This window comes from Stutzerimonas nosocomialis (assembly GCF_005876855.1).
GTDB classification, from domain to species: Bacteria; Pseudomonadota; Gammaproteobacteria; order Pseudomonadales; family Pseudomonadaceae; genus Stutzerimonas; species Stutzerimonas nosocomialis.
In genome coordinates, this window is sequence record NZ_QLAE01000003.1 from 76281 (window position 1) to 93266 (window position 16986).

Annotated in this window: 13 protein-coding genes and 1 riboswitch; of the genes, 6 read left to right on the forward strand and 7 right to left on the reverse strand. The window is 65.6% G+C overall.

What is annotated here, in order from left to right; translation table 11 throughout:
* Nucleotides 1–45: 45 nt before the first annotated feature.
* Together DN824_RS02520 and DN824_RS02525 are read right to left on the reverse strand one after the other, a co-directional pair.
* A complete protein-coding gene (locus tag DN824_RS02520; protein ID WP_138406827.1) occupies nt 46–480 on the reverse strand; it encodes a hypothetical protein in 435 nt (144 codons plus the stop codon).
* A gap of 163 nt (nt 481–643) precedes the next feature.
* Nucleotides 644–1048 carry an acyl-CoA thioesterase gene (locus DN824_RS02525; RefSeq protein ID WP_138406828.1) on the reverse strand — a complete coding sequence of 135 codons (405 nt, stop codon included), beginning with the start codon at nt 1046–1048 and terminating at the stop codon, nt 644–646.
* A gap of 187 nt (nt 1049–1235) precedes the next feature.
* Nucleotides 1236–1332, forward strand: a riboswitch (S-adenosyl-L-homocysteine riboswitch).
* A gap of 83 nt (nt 1333–1415) precedes the next feature.
* On the opposite strand from DN824_RS02525, the gene ahcY reads away from it, so the two are divergent.
* From ahcY to DN824_RS02545, 4 genes are all read left to right on the forward strand, one after another.
* Nucleotides 1416–2825 (forward strand): adenosylhomocysteinase, encoded by a 1410-nt coding sequence (gene ahcY / locus DN824_RS02530; RefSeq protein ID WP_138406829.1) that lies wholly within the window; start codon nt 1416–1418, stop codon nt 2823–2825.
* A 99-nt stretch (nt 2826–2924) separates the two neighbouring features.
* The gene (gene metF / locus DN824_RS02535; protein WP_138406830.1) at nt 2925–3779 is read left to right on the forward strand and encodes a methylenetetrahydrofolate reductase [NAD(P)H]; all 855 of its coding nucleotides are present in this window, start codon (nt 2925–2927) and stop codon (nt 3777–3779) included.
* Nucleotides 3780–3949: 170 nt separating this feature from the next.
* The gene (ppnN, locus tag DN824_RS02540; RefSeq protein WP_138406831.1) at nt 3950–5323 is read left to right on the forward strand and encodes a nucleotide 5'-monophosphate nucleosidase PpnN; all 1374 of its coding nucleotides are present in this window, start codon (nt 3950–3952) and stop codon (nt 5321–5323) included.
* Nucleotides 5324–5626: 303 nt separating this feature from the next.
* The gene (locus DN824_RS02545; RefSeq protein WP_138406832.1) at nt 5627–7426 is read left to right on the forward strand and encodes an RNA helicase RhlE2; all 1800 of its coding nucleotides are present in this window, start codon (nt 5627–5629) and stop codon (nt 7424–7426) included.
* Nucleotides 7427–7557: 131 nt separating this feature from the next.
* On the opposite strand, the gene adeC is transcribed toward DN824_RS02545, so the two are convergent.
* The 5 genes from adeC to DN824_RS02570 all read right to left on the reverse strand — a co-directional run bounded on the left by adeC (nt 7558) and on the right by DN824_RS02570 (nt 14601).
* The gene (gene adeC / locus DN824_RS02550) at nt 7558–8967 is read right to left on the reverse strand and encodes an AdeC/AdeK/OprM family multidrug efflux complex outer membrane factor (protein ID WP_138406833.1); all 1410 of its coding nucleotides are present in this window, start codon (nt 8965–8967) and stop codon (nt 7558–7560) included.
* The gene (locus DN824_RS02555) at nt 8964–12101 is read right to left on the reverse strand and encodes an efflux RND transporter permease subunit (protein ID WP_138406834.1); all 3138 of its coding nucleotides are present in this window, start codon (nt 12099–12101) and stop codon (nt 8964–8966) included. The genes adeC and DN824_RS02555 overlap by 4 nt, the downstream gene beginning before the upstream one ends.
* A gap of 13 nt (nt 12102–12114) precedes the next feature.
* Complete coding sequence (locus DN824_RS02560) at nt 12115–13254, reverse strand: efflux RND transporter periplasmic adaptor subunit (RefSeq protein WP_138406835.1); 1140 nt, start codon at nt 13252–13254, stop codon at nt 12115–12117.
* A 190-nt stretch (nt 13255–13444) separates the two neighbouring features.
* On the reverse strand, nt 13445–14020 hold the full coding sequence (locus DN824_RS02565) for a YceI family protein (protein WP_138406836.1): 576 nt from the start codon (nt 14018–14020) through the stop codon (nt 13445–13447).
* Nucleotides 14021–14046: 26 nt separating this feature from the next.
* The gene (locus tag DN824_RS02570) at nt 14047–14601 is read right to left on the reverse strand and encodes a cytochrome b (protein ID WP_138406837.1); all 555 of its coding nucleotides are present in this window, start codon (nt 14599–14601) and stop codon (nt 14047–14049) included.
* A gap of 166 nt (nt 14602–14767) precedes the next feature.
* On the opposite strand from DN824_RS02570, the gene DN824_RS02575 reads away from it, so the two are divergent.
* Entirely contained in the window at nt 14768–16174 is a 1407-nt protein-coding gene (locus DN824_RS02575) for an adenosylmethionine--8-amino-7-oxononanoate transaminase (RefSeq protein ID WP_138406838.1), read from the forward strand.
* 72 nt (nt 16175–16246) lie between these two features.
* The gene (locus DN824_RS02580) at nt 16247–16966 is read left to right on the forward strand and encodes a 16S rRNA (uracil(1498)-N(3))-methyltransferase (RefSeq protein WP_138406839.1); all 720 of its coding nucleotides are present in this window, start codon (nt 16247–16249) and stop codon (nt 16964–16966) included.
* The last annotated feature ends 20 nt before the right edge of the window (nt 16967–16986 follow it).

The window sequence follows — 16986 nt, forward strand, 5'->3', positions numbered from 1 at the left end:
TCGCGATTATCCCCGCCCGGGCGACTCAAACCAAGCGCGCAACCGTTACTGCGTCCACTTGCCGCCGGCGCTTTCGCAGTCGACCTTGGCCTGCGCCTCGTCGGACACCTTGTAGTGGTGCGTCACGATCTGCGCCGTCTCCGGCACGGTGGTGGGCAGCGTCTGGCCTGAGGTCTGGCTGCCCGTGGCACGCTCGTTGGCCAGGGTCTCGGGGGTCAGCGCGGCGGTGCAGGTACCGATAGCACCGGCGGGACAACTGTCGCGAACCTCGTGACGGGCGTTGCGCACATCCTCGCGGTCGCGGCATGCCCAGTCGATCGAGTCGCTTTCGGTGCCCACGTGCTCGAAGCAGTATTCCTGGTTGACCGGAGCCGGAATGGCGCCGGAAGTATGGGCCGTGACGTAGCAGGAGTTGGCGGCGGCAGGCAGGGCGAACAGGCCACCAAGGGTCAACAGCAGGACGCGCAGAACAGGATTCATCGCAGATCTCCTGGGGTAGCGTTGTGCTCGGCGAACGCCGCCGACGCTGTCCTGATTCGACTGAACGCCGCCGGCCTGAGTTCGCTCCCGGCACCGACCCGCGAGCGGGCGGGCCTGAGCGGTTGCGGACACCGCCGAAACATTCCGGCACAAAACGCCACGCTCAGGATGACGCCGCGTCGTCCTTGAACTGGTCCTGGATGTAGGTGATCTGCGTCTTGCCATGGGGCGCGGGCAGGCCATCCTCGCCGAGGTTGACGAAGACGATGCGGTCGATGGTCAGCAGGCTCTTGCGGGTGATCTTGTTGCGCACTTCGCAGCGCAGCGTGATCGAGGTGCGGCCGAAGGCGGTGGCGGTGATGCCCAGCTCGATGATGTCGCTCTGGCGCGCAGAGCTGACGAAATTGATCTCGGAGATGAACTTGGTCACCACCCGCTGGTTGCCGAGCTGGACGATGGCGTAGATGGCGGCTTCTTCGTCGACCCACTTGAGCAGGCTGCCGCCGAACAGCGTGCCGTTGGGATTGAGGTCCTCGGGCTTGACCCATTTGCGCGTATGGAAATTCATCCGGCCTCTCCTCTTCTGGATTCGCCGACCAGCTTGCCAGAGCATCCGCCCACTGGCTCATGAAGCCTGGCTATGGCCCGGATTTGGCGGATGAGCAGGCCATCGACGGAAAACCTTGGGCAGTTCCCGCCGGCCCGCTATAATCGCCGGTCATTACGCGCCGGCGCTGTCCGGCCGTACCCGCCACCTGTCCGAGGGGCGCTGCAGCAGGCACCCGCTTATGGTTGACCTGTCAGGCTCGGATGGGGCGTTTTCAAGAAACGCATCAACGGCGCCCAGCGGACACATGAGCAGAACGCACGAGCGACGCCAGTCGATCGAACGCTACTCGCACGTCCGTCCCTGACCGAGAACGGAGAAGACATTCATGAGCGCTGTACTCACGCCTGCAGGTTTCAACGACTACAAGGTCGCCGACATTTCCCTGGCCGACTGGGGCCGTCGCGAAATCATCATCGCCGAATCCGAGATGCCGGCCCTGATGGGCCTTCGCCACAAATACGCCGGCGAGCAGCCGCTCAAGGGCGCGAAGATCCTCGGCTGCATCCACATGACCATCCAGACCGCCGTGCTGATCGAGACGCTGACCGCCCTCGGCGCCGAAGTGCGCTGGTCCAGCTGCAACATCTTCTCCACCCAGGACCAGGCCGCCGCGGCGATCGCCGCCGCCGGCATCCCGGTGTTCGCCTGGAAGGGCGAGACCGAGCAAGAGTACGAATGGTGCATCGAGCAGACCATCCTCAAGGATGGCCAGCCGTGGGATGCCAACATGATCCTCGACGATGGCGGTGACCTGACCCAGATCCTCCACGACAAGTACCCGCAGGTGCTCGAGCGCGTGCATGGCGTCACCGAGGAAACCACCACCGGCGTGCACCGCCTGCAGGACATGCTCAAGAAAGGCACCCTGAAGATCCCGGCGATCAACGTCAACGACTCGGTCACCAAGAGCAAGAACGACAACAAGTACGGCTGCCGCCACAGCCTCAACGACGCCATCAAGCGCGCCACCGACCACCTGCTGTCCGGCAAGCAGGCGCTGGTGATCGGCTATGGCGACGTGGGCAAGGGCTCGGCCGCCTCGCTGCGCCAGGAAGGCATGATCGTCAAGGTGTCGGAAGTCGACCCGATCTGCGCCATGCAGGCCTGCATGGACGGCTACGAAGTCGTCTCCCCCTACAAGGACGGCCTCAACGACGGCACCGATGCGTGCATCGACGCCGCGCTGCTGGGCAAGATCGACCTGATCGTCACCACCACCGGCAACGCCAACGTCTGCGACGCCGGCATGCTCAAGGCGCTGAAGAAGCGCGCCGTGGTCTGCAACATCGGCCACTTCGACAACGAAATCGACACCGCCTTCATGCGCAAGAACTGGGCCTGGGAAGAGGTCAAGCCGCAGGTGCACAAGGTGCATCGCACCGGTAGCGGCAGCTTCGACGCGCACAACGACGATTACCTGATCCTGCTGGCCGAAGGCCGCCTGGTGAACCTGGGCAACGCCACCGGCCACCCGAGCCGGATCATGGACGGCTCCTTCGCCAACCAGGTGCTGGCGCAGATCCACCTCTACAACGGGAAGTTCGCCGACCTGCCGGTGACCGAGAAGACCCAGAACGTGACCGTCATGGTCCTGCCGAAGAAGCTCGACGAAGAAGTCGCGCTGGAAATGGTCAAGGGCTTCGGCGGCGTGATCACTCGCCTCACGCCCAAGCAGGCCGAGTACATCGGCGTCGAGGTCGAAGGCCCGTTCAAGCCGGACAGCTATCGGTATTAATAGCTGGAAGCGGCAAGCTGGAAGCTGGAAGTGGCCCGGGACTCCCGCCGCTTTTGGCTTCAGGCTTCAAGCTTCGAGCTTCAAGCTTGGTAAAACTAAATGACTTCTCCGAATCTCCCCACCATCAGCTTCGAGTTCTTCCCGACCAAGACCGACGCCGGGCATGAAAAACTGCTGGCCACCGCGCGCCAGCTGGCCGAATACCAGCCGGACTTCTTCTCCTGCACCTATGGTGCGGGCGGCTCCACCCGTGACCGTACGCTCGACACCGTGCTGCAGCTCGACGGCGAAGTGAAGGTGCCCACCGCGCCGCACCTCTCCTGCGTCGGCGACAGCAAGGCCGAACTGCGCGCCCTGCTCGAGCGCTACAAGAACGCCGGCATCCGTCGCATCGTCGCCCTGCGCGGCGACCTGCCCTCGGGCATGGGCATGTCCGGCGGTGGCGAGCTGCGCTACGCCAACGAGCTGGTCGAGTTCATCCGCGCCGAGACGGGCGATCACTTCCACATTGAAGTCGCCGCCTATCCGGAGATGCATCCGCAGGCGCGCAACCTCGAGGACGACCTGGCGAACTTCGTGCGCAAGGCGCGCGCCGGTGCCGACAGCGCCATCACCCAGTACTTCTTCAACGCCGACAGCTACTTCTACTTCGTCGAGCGGGTACGGCGCATGGGCGTGGAGCTGCCGATCATCCCGGGCATCATGCCGATCACCAACTACAGCAAGCTGGCGCGCTTCTCCGATGCCTGCGGCGCCGAGCTGCCGCGCTGGATGCGCAAGCAGCTCGAAGCCTATGGCGACGATCTGCAGAGCATCCAGGCCTTCGGCGAGCAGGTCATCACGCAGATGTGCGAACGCCTGCTGGCGGGCGGCGCACCCGGCCTGCACTTCTACACCCTGAACCAGGCCGAGCCGAGCCTGGCGATCCGCAACAACCTCGGCTTCGCTCGCTGAGCGACCCGTAGCCCGTCCGGCCACGAATTTTTCGTCGCCGGCGGGCCCTCTCCCGGCTACAGTGCTGCGCAGAGGCCGCGCCCTTGCGTGGCGAAGTCCGATGGCGCCTCGCGCCCCAGCAACCCGCGACGCTCGCGCCTGCGCTGACGTCGCCCCGATGGAATGCCGCAATGGCCAAACGCAAAACGATCGACGTCTCCGTCAGCCCCAGGGGCAGCCTGGAAACCCTCTCCCAGCGCGAAGTGCAGCAGCTGCGCGAAACCGGCTCGGGCAGCGTCTACACGCTGTTTCGCCAGTGCGCGCTGGCCATTCTCAACACCGGTACCCACAGCGATAACGCCAAGACCATCCTCGAGGCCTACGAGGACTTCGAGGTGCGCATCCACCAGCAGGACCGCGGCATCCGCCTCGAACTGCTGAACGCACCGGCCGATGCCTTCGTCGACGGGCACATGATCGCCAGCACGCGGGAGATGCTGTTCAGCGCCCTGCGCGACATCGTCTACACCCAGAGCGAGCTCGACAACGCGCGCATCGACCTGGAAAGCTCTCAGGGCATCACCGACTACGTGTTCCACCTGCTGCGCAACGCCCGCACGCTGCGCGCCGGCGTGCCGCCGAAGATGGTGGTGTGCTGGGGCGGCCACTCGATCAGCACCGAGGAATACAAGTACACCAAGAAGGTCGGGCACGAACTCGGCCTGCGCGGCATGGACATCTGCACCGGCTGCGGGCCGGGCGTGATGAAGGGCCCGATGAAGGGCGCCACCATCGCCCACGCCAAGCAGCGCAACGTCGAAGGACGCTACCTGGGGCTCACCGAGCCCGGCATCATCGCCGCCGAAGCACCCAACCCGATCGTCAACGAGCTGGTGATCCTGCCGGACATCGAGAAGCGCCTGGAAGCCTTCGTCCGGGTCGGACACGGCATCGTGGTATTCCCGGGCGGCGCCGGTACCGCCGAGGAATTCCTCTACCTGCTCGGCATCCTGATGCACCCGGAGAATCGCGACCTGCCCTTCCCGCTGATCCTCACCGGCCCCCGCAGCGCGACCGCGTTTCTCGAGCAGCTGCACGCCTTCATCGGCGCCACCCTCGGCGAGCCGGCACAGCGCTGCTACACCATGATCATCGACGACCCGGCCGAGGTCGCCCGGCAGATGACCGCGGGCCTGGAGCAGGTCAAGCAGTTCCGCCGCGAGCGCAACGACGCCTTCCACTTCAACTGGCTGCTGAAGATCGAAGAGAGCTTCCAGCACCCCTTCGACCCGACCCACGCCAACATGGCCAGCCTGCGCCTGAGCCGCGACCTGCCACCCCACGAACTGGCGGCGAACCTGCGTCGCGCCTTCTCCGGCATCGTCGCCGGCAACGTGAAGGACAAGGGGATTCGCCTGATCGAACAGCACGGCCCCTACCTGATCTCCGGCGATCCGGCGATCATGAAGCCGCTCGATGAATTGCTGCAGGCATTCGTCGAACAGCACCGCATGAAGCTGCCGGGCGGCGCGGCCTACGTGCCCTGCTACCGGGTGGTGAGCTGATGCCCATCGGGCCGGCTCGTTAACGAAGGCCCCCGTTCGCGCAACGCGGTGCGACAGGGCGGTGCGACAGCGCGCCGCCCGCCGCATCCCGCACGGGGTGCTGGCGGATGAACCAAGGAAGTGACACACTGTCGTACCAATGCGGGGTAAACAGCCTCTGTTATACTCCGCACTTCCCGCCAGGCTTACGCCCGGATGCCAGCACTCTCGAATGCGGCACGACCGGACGGCATCGCACGCCAGTTGCGATTCGCGCCAGGCATGATCGTCCCGGGCCCCGCCCCCCTACAGACAGGGTTACTCATGTCCTTTGCTTCCCTCGGTCTTTCCGAGGCTTTAGCTGGTGCCGTCGAGGCCGCCGGCTATACCCAGCCCACACCGGTGCAACAGCGGGCCATCCCCGCCGTGTTGCAAGGCCGCGACCTGATGGTCGCCGCACAGACAGGAACTGGTAAGACTGGCGGCTTCGCCCTACCGGTACTCGAATTGCTTTTCCCGGGCGGCCACCCGGACCGCGAGCACCGTCATGGTCCTCGCCAGCCGCGCGTTCTGGTGCTGACGCCGACACGCGAACTCGCCGCCCAGGTACATGACAGCTTCAAGCTCTACGCCCGCGATCTGCCGCTCAAGAGCGCCTGCATCTTCGGCGGCGTAGGCATGAACCCGCAGGTCCAGGCCATCGCCAAGGGCCTGGACGTGCTGGTCGCCTGCCCGGGTCGACTGCTCGACCTGGCCAACCAGAAGGCCGTCGACCTCGGCCACGTCGAGATCCTCGTCCTCGATGAAGCCGACCGCATGCTCGACATGGGCTTCATCCACGACGTCAAGAAGGTGCTGGCCAAACTGCCGGCCAAACGCCAGAACCTGCTGTTCTCGGCGACCTTCTCCAAGGACATCACCGACCTCGCCGGCAAGCTGCTGCACAACCCCGAGCGCATCGAGGTCACGCCGCCGAACACCACGGTCGAGCGCATCGAACAGCGCCTGTTCCGCGTGCCGGCCAGCCACAAGCGCGCGCTGCTCGCGCACCTGATCACCCAGGGCGCCTGGGAGCAGGTGCTGGTCTTCACCCGTACCAAGCACGGCGCCAACCGCCTGGCCGAGTACCTCGACAAGCACGGCCTGCCCGCCGCGGCCATTCATGGCAACAAGAGCCAGAATGCCCGCACCAAGGCGCTGGCCGACTTCAAGGCCAACGCCGTGCGCGTCCTGGTCGCGACCGACATCGCCGCCCGCGGCCTGGACATCGACCAGCTGCCCCACGTGGTCAACTTCGAGCTGCCCAACGTCGAGGAGGACTATGTCCATCGCATCGGCCGTACCGGCCGGGCCGGACGCAGCGGGGAAGCGATCTCCCTGGTGTCGCCCGACGAAGAAAAGCTGCTCAAGGCCATCGAGCGCCTGACCAAGCAGAGAATCCCCGACGGCGACACCATGGGCTTCGACGCCAGCGCCATCGAAGCGGAAAAACCCGAAGTTCGCGAACCGCGCCAGCCGCGTCAGGCACGCGGCGAGCGCCCGGCCCGCGGTGAACGCAAGCCGGCCGCCGAGGGCACCGCCGAACCGAAGGAGCGCGCCAGCCGCAACCGCCGCGGCAAGGGCAAGGCCAAGGCGCCCGGCACCGCCCGCGCGCCTGCCGAACAGGGCGCGACAGCAGCCCGTCCGCCACGCCTGCCGGCCGATCGCGACCCGGAAGAGTTCCTGGACGACGAAGTGGACAACTTCGGCAACCGCGTCGACTACGTCAGCCCCTACCAGGGCAAGCCAGGCCGCGGTCGCCGCCCCGGTGCCAGCGGTCAGCCAGGCAACGACCAGCCGCGCGCCGCCGCGCCACGCAATGGCGGCGGCAAAGCCAAGCCTGCACGCAACGGCCAGCCCGCCGCCGCGCGTAACGGCCAGCCACGACGCAACAAGCAGGAAAGCCGCCGCTTCGAGCAGGATGCCCCACGCCAGGACGCCGCGCCGCGTCCGAGCGAGAAGCAGCCGCTGATCATCCGCAAGGAATCGCGCATCGATCGCCTGCCCAGCGCCGAGCAGCTCGATGAGCTGACCTCGAGCCGCCCGCGCGGTGAAAAGCCCGCCCTGCTGACCCGCAACCGCTAAGCCGTTGCGCGTCATCCAAACGCCGCCGCAAGGCGGCGTTTTTCATGGTGCGGCGGGCGCACACGGCGCCTATCCAGACAGCAAAACGCCGGCTCGAAGCCGGCGTTCCGATGGTCGTCAGACAGTGCCCGTCACGGCGCGCTGGCTGCGGCCCGTTGCTCGTCCCAGCCGCCACCCAGCGCCTTGAACAGGTTGACCTCACTGGTCAGCTGCGCGAGGCGATCGTTGATCATCTGCTGCTGAACACTGAACAGCTGGCGCTGCGCATCCAGCAGGATCAGGTAGCTGTCGATCCCCGTGCGGTAACGGCGCTCGGCCAGGCGGTAGTACTGCTCGCTGGTCTCGAGCAGGTCACGCTGCGCCTGGAGCTGCTCGGTGTAGGTCGCCTGGGCCGCCAGGCCGTCGGCGACTTCCCGGAAGGCGACCTGAATGGCGCGCTCGTACTGGGCCACCTGGATGTTCTTGCTGATCTCGGCATAGTCGAGGTTGGCGCGCAGCTGCCCGGCGTTGAAGATCGGCAGGCTGATCTGCGGCGAGAACGTCCAGTAGCCCGAGCCTCCGTCGAACAGACCGGACAGTTCGCGGCTGGCCGTGCCCGCCGCGCCGGTCAGGCTGATGCTGGGAAAGAACGCGGCGCGGGCCGCCCCGATGCTGGCATTGGCGGCGCGCAGCTGATACTCGGCCTGGACGATGTCCGGGCGCTTGGTCAGCAGGTCCGAAGGCAGGCCGACCGGAAGCTCGGCCAGTTGCTGGTCGTTCAGCTCACGCTTGTGCAGCAGGTTCGCCGGAATGTTCTGCCCCAGCAGTTGCGCCAGGGCGTTGCGGTCCTGAGCGACGAGGCGGGTGTACTGCGCCAGGCTTACCCGCGCGGTCTCGACGGCGCTGCGCGCCTGACGCAGCTCGAGCGCCGAGGCGACGCCCACGTCGAAGCTGCGCTGGGTCAGTGCCAGGCTCTCGTCGTAGGCCTTGAGCGTATCGGCGGTCAGCTCCAGCAGCGCCTGATCGGCCTGCCAGGTCAGCCAGGCGTTGGCCACACTGGCCACCAGGCTGATCTGCGCGCTGCGCTGCGCCGCTTCGGTGGCGAAGTACTGTTGCAGCGCCTCCTCACGCAGGCTGCCCAGACGCCCGAACAGGTCCAGTTCCCAGGCCACGCCCAACGTTGCGCTGTACTGCCCGCCCACCGTCGATTCGCCAGAGGGGCTCAGGTCGGCCGGTGTACGGCCGCGCGTGGCGGCGCCATCGGCGCTTACCAGCGGCAGCAGGTTGGCCCGCTGGACGCGGTAGAGCGCCCGGTAGGCCTCGACATTGAGCGCCGCGACGCGAAGGTCCCGGTTGTTCTGCAACGCAACGTCGATCAGTTGCTGCAGGTCCGGATCGCGGAAGAACTCGCGCCAGCCCAGATCCATGGCCTGCTGGTTGGCCGGCGCCTCGCCCTGGGGCCAGGCGGCGTCCACCGGCGCGACCGGGCGCTGGTACTCGGGAATCATCGAGCAGCCCCCGAGCGCCGCCAGCAGTGCCAGGCTCAATAAGGACTTTTTCACAGGGTCTTCTCCTTCTCGCTTTCGACGCCAGGCTTGTCTCGATCGAACAGCGAACCAATGACCACATAGAACAGCGGAATCCAGAAGATCGCCAGCACCGTCGCGGTGAGCATGCCGCCGATCACGCCGGTACCGATCGCATGCTTGCTGCCGGCGCCGGCGCCGCTGGCGATCGCCAGCGGAACCACCCCAAGGCCAAAGGCCAGCGAGGTCATGATGATCGGACGCAACCGCATGCGGCACGCTTCCAACGCGGCGTTGGCATAGCTCATGCCCTCTTCGCGCAGGGCCTTGGCGAACTCGACGATGAGGATCGCGTTACGCGCGGCCAGACCGATGGTGGTAATCAGGCCCACCTGGAAGAACACCTCGTTCGACAGGCCGCGCATCAGCGTGAAGGCCAGCGCCCCGACGATGCCCAGCGGCACCACCAGCATCACCGCGAACGGGATCGACCAGCTCTCGTAGAGGGCCGCCAGGCAGAGGAACACCACCAGCAGCGACAGCGCATAGAGGGCGAGGGTCTGCGACCCCGCCAGGCGCTCCTCGTAGGACTGCCCGGTCCAGGAGTAACCCACGCCAGGCGGAAGCTGTGCGGCGATCTCCTCGACCGCGGCCATCGCTTCGCCCGAGCTGTAGCCCGGTGCCGGTTCGCCCAGCATCTCGATCGCACTGACGCCGTTGTAGCGCGACAGCTTGGGTGAACCATAGACCCACTTGCCGGTGGCGAACGCGCTGAACGGGACCATCTGTCCGGCATCGTTGCGCACGAACCACTTGGACAGGTCGTCCGGACTCATGCGGGAGCTCGGGATACCCTGCAGGTAGACGCGCTTGACGCGCCCCTTGTCGATGAAGTCGTTGACGTAGCTGCTACCCCAGGCGATCGACAGCGTGCTGTTGACGTCCGAGAGCGCCACACCCAGGACCCGAGCCTTCTCATCGTCGATCAGCAACTGATATTGCGGCTCGTCCAGCAGGCTGTTGGCCCGAACGCCCATCAGCACCGGGTTCTGGCTGGCCAGCTGGAGGAACTGGTCCCGCGCCTGCTTGAGGACATCCTGCCCCACGCCAGCGCGATCCTGCAGATAGAAGTTGAAGCCCGTCGCGTTACCCAGCTCCATCACCGCTGGCGGGGCGAAGGCGATAACCGACGCATCCCGGATGCTGGCGAAGTGCTGGCGGGCACGCTGCGCCAGCGCGAAGACGCTGTCTTCGGCGTTGGTACGCTCGCTCCAGGGCTTCAGGCCGATGAAGGCGATACCCGAGCTCTGGCCACGCCCGGCGAAACTGAAACCGGTCACGGTGAAGACGGAGCGGACGATGTCGCCCTCCTCTTCGAGCAGGTATTCACGCATCGCATCGATGCTGCGCTGGGTGCGCTCGGCGGTCGACCCCGTCGGCGCCTGGACCTGAGCGAACAGAACGCCCTGGTCCTCATCCGGCAGGAACGCGGTCGGGATGCGGTTGAAGAGCACGATCATCACGCCGACGATCAGCACGTACAGCAGCAGGAACGGCACCTTGCGCTTGAGCACGCCCTTCACGCCACGCTCGTAGCTTTCGACGCTGCGATCGAAGGTACGGTTGAACCAGCCGAAGAAACCACCCTTGGCATGGTGGTCGCCTTTTTCGATGGGCTTGAGCAGGGTGGCGCAGAGCGCCGGCGTGAAGATCAGCGCCATGACCACCGACAGCACCATCGCGGAGACCATCGTGATCGAGAACTGTCTATAGATGACCCCCGTCGAGCCTCCGAAGAAAGCCATCGGCAACAGTACGGCGGAGAGCACCACGCCGATGCCGATCAGCGCGCCCTGGATCTGGCCCATCGACTTGCGTGTCGCTTCCAGGGGAGAAAGCCCCTCCTCGCGCATCACCCGCTCGACGTTTTCCACGACCACGATGGCATCGTCCACCAGCAGGCCGATCGCGAGGATCATCGCGAACATCGTCAGGGTGTTGATGCTGTAGCCGAACACGGCGAGCACGCCGAAGGTACCGAGCAGCACCACGGGGACGGCCAGCGTCGGCACGAGGGTGGCGCGGAAGTTCTGCAGGAACAGGTACATCACCAGGAAGACCAGCACGAAGGCTTCCAGCAGGGTATGCATGACGCCGGTGATGGAGGCGGAAATGACCGGCGTGGTGTCGTAGGGGTACACCACTTCCATGCCCGGCGGGAAGAACGGCTCCAGCTGCTCGATGGTTTCGCGCACGCCCTGCACGGTATCGAGCGCGTTGGCACCGGTCGCCAGGCGCAGGGCCAGACCGGCTGCCGGCTTGCCATTGAAGTGGGCGCTTACCCCGTAGTTTTCGCCACCCAGCTCGACCGTCGCGACATCACCCAGACGAACCTGGGAACCGTCGCTGTTGACCTTGAGCAGGATGTCGCGGAACTGTTCGGGCGTCTGGAAGCGTGTCTTGCCGATCACCGTCGCGTTGAGCTGTTGCCCCGCCACGGCCGGCAGGCCGCCGAACTGACCGGACGACACCTGGACGTTCTGTGCCTGGATGGCGCTGCGCACGTCGACCGGCGTCAGGTTGAAGTTGTTCAGCTTCGCGGGATCGAGCCAGATGCGCATCGCGTATTGCGAGCCGAACACCTGGAAGTCGCCGACGCCCTTGGTCCGGGAGATCGGGTCCTGCATGTTCGAGACGATGTAGTCGGCCAGGTCGCGCTGGTCCATGCTGCCGTCGGTCGACACCACGCCGATGACCACCAGGAAGTTGCGCACCGCCTTGGTCACCCGGATGCCCTGCTGCTGAACCTCCTGCGGCAGCAATGGCGTGGCCAGCTGCAGCTTGTTCTGCACCTGCACCTGGGCGATGTCCGGGTTGGTCCCCTGATCGAAGGTGACGGTGATGGACATGCTGCCGTCGGCGTTCGATTCCGACGAGATGTAGCGCAGGCCATCCAGACCATTGAGCTGTTGCTCGATGACCTGCACGACGGTGTCCTGCACCGTCTGCGCCGAAGCGCCCGGGTAGTTCACGGCGATGCCGACCGCGGGCGCCGCGATGCTCGGATACTGGTTGACCGGCAGGGAGAGAATGGAAAGCCCCCCCGCCAGCATGATCACCAAGGCGATCACCCAGGCGAAAATCGGGCGATCGATAAAGAATCTGGACATGGATTAGCGATCCTCAGCCTTCTTGGGCCTGGGGCTGGACAGCCCCGGCCTCGGTGGCGACATTGCTGGCGGGAACGACCTTGACCTCGGCGCCCGGCCGCGCGAACTGCAGCCCTTCGGTGATCAGGCGGTCGCCCGGGTTCAACCCTTCGCTGACCAGCCAGCGATTGCCGACGGTGCGCTCGGTCTTCAACGTGCGCAGCTCGACCTTGTTCTCGGCGTTGACCACCATCGCGGTCGGCTCGCCACGCGCGTTGCGGGTCACGCCCTGCTGCGGCGCGAGGATCGCATCGTTGCGTACGCCGCCCACCAGGCGCGCATGCACGAACATGCCGGGCAGCAGGACCTTGTCGGGGTTCGGGAAGACCGCGCGCAGGGTCACCGAGCCGGTGCCCGCGTCGACCGACACTTCGGCCACTTCGAGCTGCCCTTCATGGTCGTACTCGGAGCCGTCCTCAAGGGTCAGGGTCACCTTGGCGGCACCTTCGGCGGCGCGTTCCAGACGGCCTTCGGCGAGATCACGACGCAGCTGGAGCAGGTCGCGAGCCGGCTGGGTGACGTCAACGTAGATCGGATCGAGCTGCTGGATGGTGGCCAGGGCCTGGGTCTGGCCGTTGCTCACCAGCGCCCCTTCGGTGACCGCCGAGCGCCCGATGCGACCGGAAATGGGGGCCAGCACCTTGGTGTAGCGCAAGTCGATTCGTGCCCGCTCCAGGTTCGCCTGCGCCTGCAGCGCTGCGGCGCGCGCCTCGTCGTAGGCCTGGCGGCTGACCGCCTGCTCCTTGACCAGCAAGCCATAGCGATCGGCAAGCGACTTGCTCGACGCCAGGCTGGCTTCGGCACTCTTGAAAGCCGCCTCGTAGACCGCCGCATCGATCTGATACAGCTGCTGCCCGGCCTTGACTTCGCTGCCTTCGTCGAACAGGCGCTTCTGGATGATGCCGTTGACCTGCGGGCGCACTTCGGCGATGCGGTACGCGGCCGTACGGCCTGGCAGGCTGGAGGTGACGGCAAAAGGCTCGGCCTCGAGGGTCACTACCCCGACCTGGGGCATCTGCTGAGGCGGAGGGGCGGACTCTTCTTGGCATCCGCTGAGCAACGATGCCGCAGCGACGATGGAAATCAGAGCAGCGCGAGCTGACTTGACTGGCATGGACGAACCTCTTGGAAACGGGCTAGCCGCAACGCTGGACAGCGCTGCGGCACGACTTCGGCAGATGGCGGAATATACTTACATCCATAACTGTTTGTAAACCGCAAAAACCCAGCGGTGTGCTCTGGTAAAGGCTTCTCAACGCAAAACGCCGGCAAGGGCCGGCGTCGTTTTCTTACACGGTTACCGATTACTTGCGGATACCCTCGACCGACAGGATCAGCTCGACGGTTTCCGACGCCGGGCCCAGGTCCATCTTGATGTTGAAATCCTTCAGTTTCAGCGTGGTGGTCCCTTCGAAGCCGGCACGGTAGCCGCCCCATGGGTCCTCGCCCTCGCCGATGAACTTCGCCGCGATGACGACCGGCTTGGTCACACCGTTCAGGGTCAGGTTGCCGGTGATATCGGCGGTGCCTTCGCCGGTGGACTTGACCTGGGTGGATTCGAAGGTCGCGGTCGGGTGCTTGCCGACGCTGAGGAAATCATCACTGCGCAGGTGCTTGTCACGCTCGGCATGGTTGGAATCGACGCTGGCGGTCTGGATGGTCACGTTGACCTTGCTCTCTTCCGGCTTGTCGGCATCGAAGCTGAACGAGCCGTCGAAATCGCGGAAGGTGCCATACAGCCAAGAATAGCCGAGGTGGCTGATCTTGAAATTGATGAAGGCGTGCTGGCCTTTCTTGTCGATCGCGTAATCGGCCGCCATCGCCTGGCCCGCGAACAGCGCCGAGCCAAGGGCGAGCGCGGCAAGGGTTTTCTTCAGCATGAGTAGCGTCTCCTATCGTGGTTGAATCATTCCGGGGCCCGACCGAGCATTCGCTGCAGGGTCGGGTCGCGGTCGATGAAATGGTGCTTGAGCGCGGCAAGGCCATGCAGGACCGAGAAAATCACCAGCCCCCAGGCGAGGTATTCGTGGACCACACCGGCCACATCCGCCTGGGCAGGAATCGAGGTGAGGGTCGCCGGCACATCGAACCAGCCGAACACGCTGATCGGTCGTCCGTCGGCGGTGGAGATCAGGTAACCGGAAAACATCAGCGCGAACAACCCCAGGTACAGCAGACCATGCCCGCCTTTGGTCGCCAGGCGCACCCAGCGCCCGTGGCTGGCCAGCGGAGCGGGCCCGGTATTCAGGTACCGCCAGACCACCCTCAGCACCATCAGCATGAACAACAGCAGGCCGACGCTCTTGTGGATGTCCGGCGCGGTGCGGTACCAGCTGCTGTAATAGGTGAGCCCGACCATCCACAGGCCGAGGCCGAACAATCCGAAGACGGCCAGCGCGATCACCCAGTGCAGCAGGATACTGATGAAGCCATAGTTGTTAGCCGTGTTGCGCCAGCGCATTGCGTATCAATTCCATTTCAGACGAGTGCGACAAGCCTAGCGATAAACGTATCGGCGTGAAGCGGATTTTTTCGCTGCGATCTATCGAAATGCCAGATAGGTACGCATCCGCATCCGGCTCTCGCTCTGCTAGTCTGCCCGGCCCACCCGTCAGCAGGAGTTTGTGATGAGCCAAAACGACGCCTGGATGCAGCGCGACCTCGCCGTGCTCTGGCATCCCTGTACCCAGATGAAGGATCACGAAAGCCTGCCGATGATCCCGATCCGGCGCGCAGAGGGGGTATGGCTTGAGGATTTCGACGGCAAGCGCTACCTCGATGCGGTCAGCTCCTGGTGGGTTAACGTGTTCGGCCACGCCAATCCGCGCATCAATGCACGGATCAAGGAACAGGTCGACCAGCTCGAGCACGTCATCCTGGCCGGTTTCAGCCACCAGCCGGTGATCGAGCTGTCCGAACGCCTGGTCGTGATGACGCCCGCCGGACTGGACCGGGTGTTCTATGCCGACAACGGCTCCTCGTGCATCGAGGTGGCGCTGAAGATGAGCTTTCACTACTGGCTCAACCGGGGGCAGCCCGGAAAGCGGCGCTTCGTCACCCTGACCAACAGCTATCACGGCGAGACGGTCGCGGCGATGTCGGTGGGTGACGTCGCCCTCTTCACCGACACCTACCGCCCGCTGCTGCTCGATACGATCAAGGTACCCAGCCCCGACTGCTTCCTGCGACCGGACGGGGTGAGCTGGGAGGAGCATTCGCGCACGCTCTTCGCGGCCATGGAGCAGACCCTGGCCGAGCACCATCAGGAGGTCGCGGCGGTCATCGTCGAGCCGCTGATCCAGGGCGCCGGCGGCATGCGCATGTACCACCCGGTGTACCTCAAGCTGCTGCGCGAGGCGTGCGATCGCTATGGCGTGCACCTGATCCACGATGAGATCGCGGTCGGCTTCGGCCGTACCGGAACGATGTTCGCCTGCGAGCAGGCCGGTATCCGCCCCGACTTCCTGTGCCTGTCCAAGGCACTGACGGGCGGCTACCTGCCCCTGGCCGCCTGCCTCACCACAGATGACGTCTATCAGGCCTTCTACGACGACTACTCCACCCTTCGCGCCTTTCTCCATTCGCACAGCTATACCGGCAACCCGCTGGCCTGCGCGGCGGCGCTGGCCACCCTGGACATCTTCGAGAGCGACCGTGTGATCGAGGCGAACCGCGCACTGGCCGCCAGGATGGGACAGGCCACGGCGCACCTAGCCGATCACCCCAACGTCGGCGAGGTCCGTCAGACCGGCATGGCGCTGGCCATCGAAATGGTCAGGGACAAACCGAGCAGGGCCGGCTACCCCTGGCAGGAGCGGCGCGGGCTGAAGGTCTACCAGCACGCGCTGGAGAGGGGCGCCCTGCTCCGCCCGCTGGGCAGCGTGGTGTACTTCCTGCCGCCCTACACCATCACGCCCGAGCAGATCGACTTCCTGGCCGAGGTGGCCAGCGAAGGCATCGACCTGGCTACCCGCGACAGCCTGAGCGTCGCGGTGGCTGTCGACCTGCACCCGGGCTTTCGCGATCCGGGTTGACGCGCACGGCTTCAGGCCGACGATGACAGGCCTTACACTGCCGGCCTGTCGTCAGCCAGCGAAGTCCCGTTCATGCGCCTGTCCCGCTTTTTCATCGATGCCCCCCTCGCCCTCGGCCAGCATGAGTTGCCCGAGGCCCAGGCTCACTACATCGGTCGCGTGCTGCGCCTGAGCGCCGGCCACGCGGTCCAACTGTTCGACGGCAGCGGCACCGAGTACCTGGGGCAGCTCATGGAGGTCGGCAAGAAACGGGTGTCGGTGGAGCTGGTCGAGCGCCAGCCAGGTCTCGCCGAGTCGCCGCTGCGCGTGCACCTGGGCCAGGGGCTTTCCCGCGGGGAGCGCATGGACTGGGCGATCCAGAAGGCCACGGAGCTTGGGGTCACCGAGATCACGCCCCTGCTCAGCGAACGCTGCGAGGTGCGGCTGAACGACGAGCGAGCCGACAAGCGCCTCCAGCACTGGCGGCAGATTGCGATCAGCGCCTGCGAGCAATGCGGACGTTCCGTGCTGCCACGGATCCAAGCGCCGGTCTCCCTGGAGGACTGGCTGCAACGCACCGAGGCCGATCTGAAACTGCTGCTGCACCCGGTTGCCGAACCGCTGGACAGTCATCCGAAGCCCGGCACCCTGGCCCTGCTGATAGGCCCGGAAGGTGGCATCACCGACGGGGAAATCGAAAGCGCACGCGCCCGTGGCTTCCAGCCGGCGCGTCTGGGGCCACGCGTGCTGCGAACGGAAACCGCACCGGTGGTCGCGCTGAGCGTGGCCCAGCATTTGTGGGGCGACTTCTAGCCGCCCTGGGCGGGCAAACG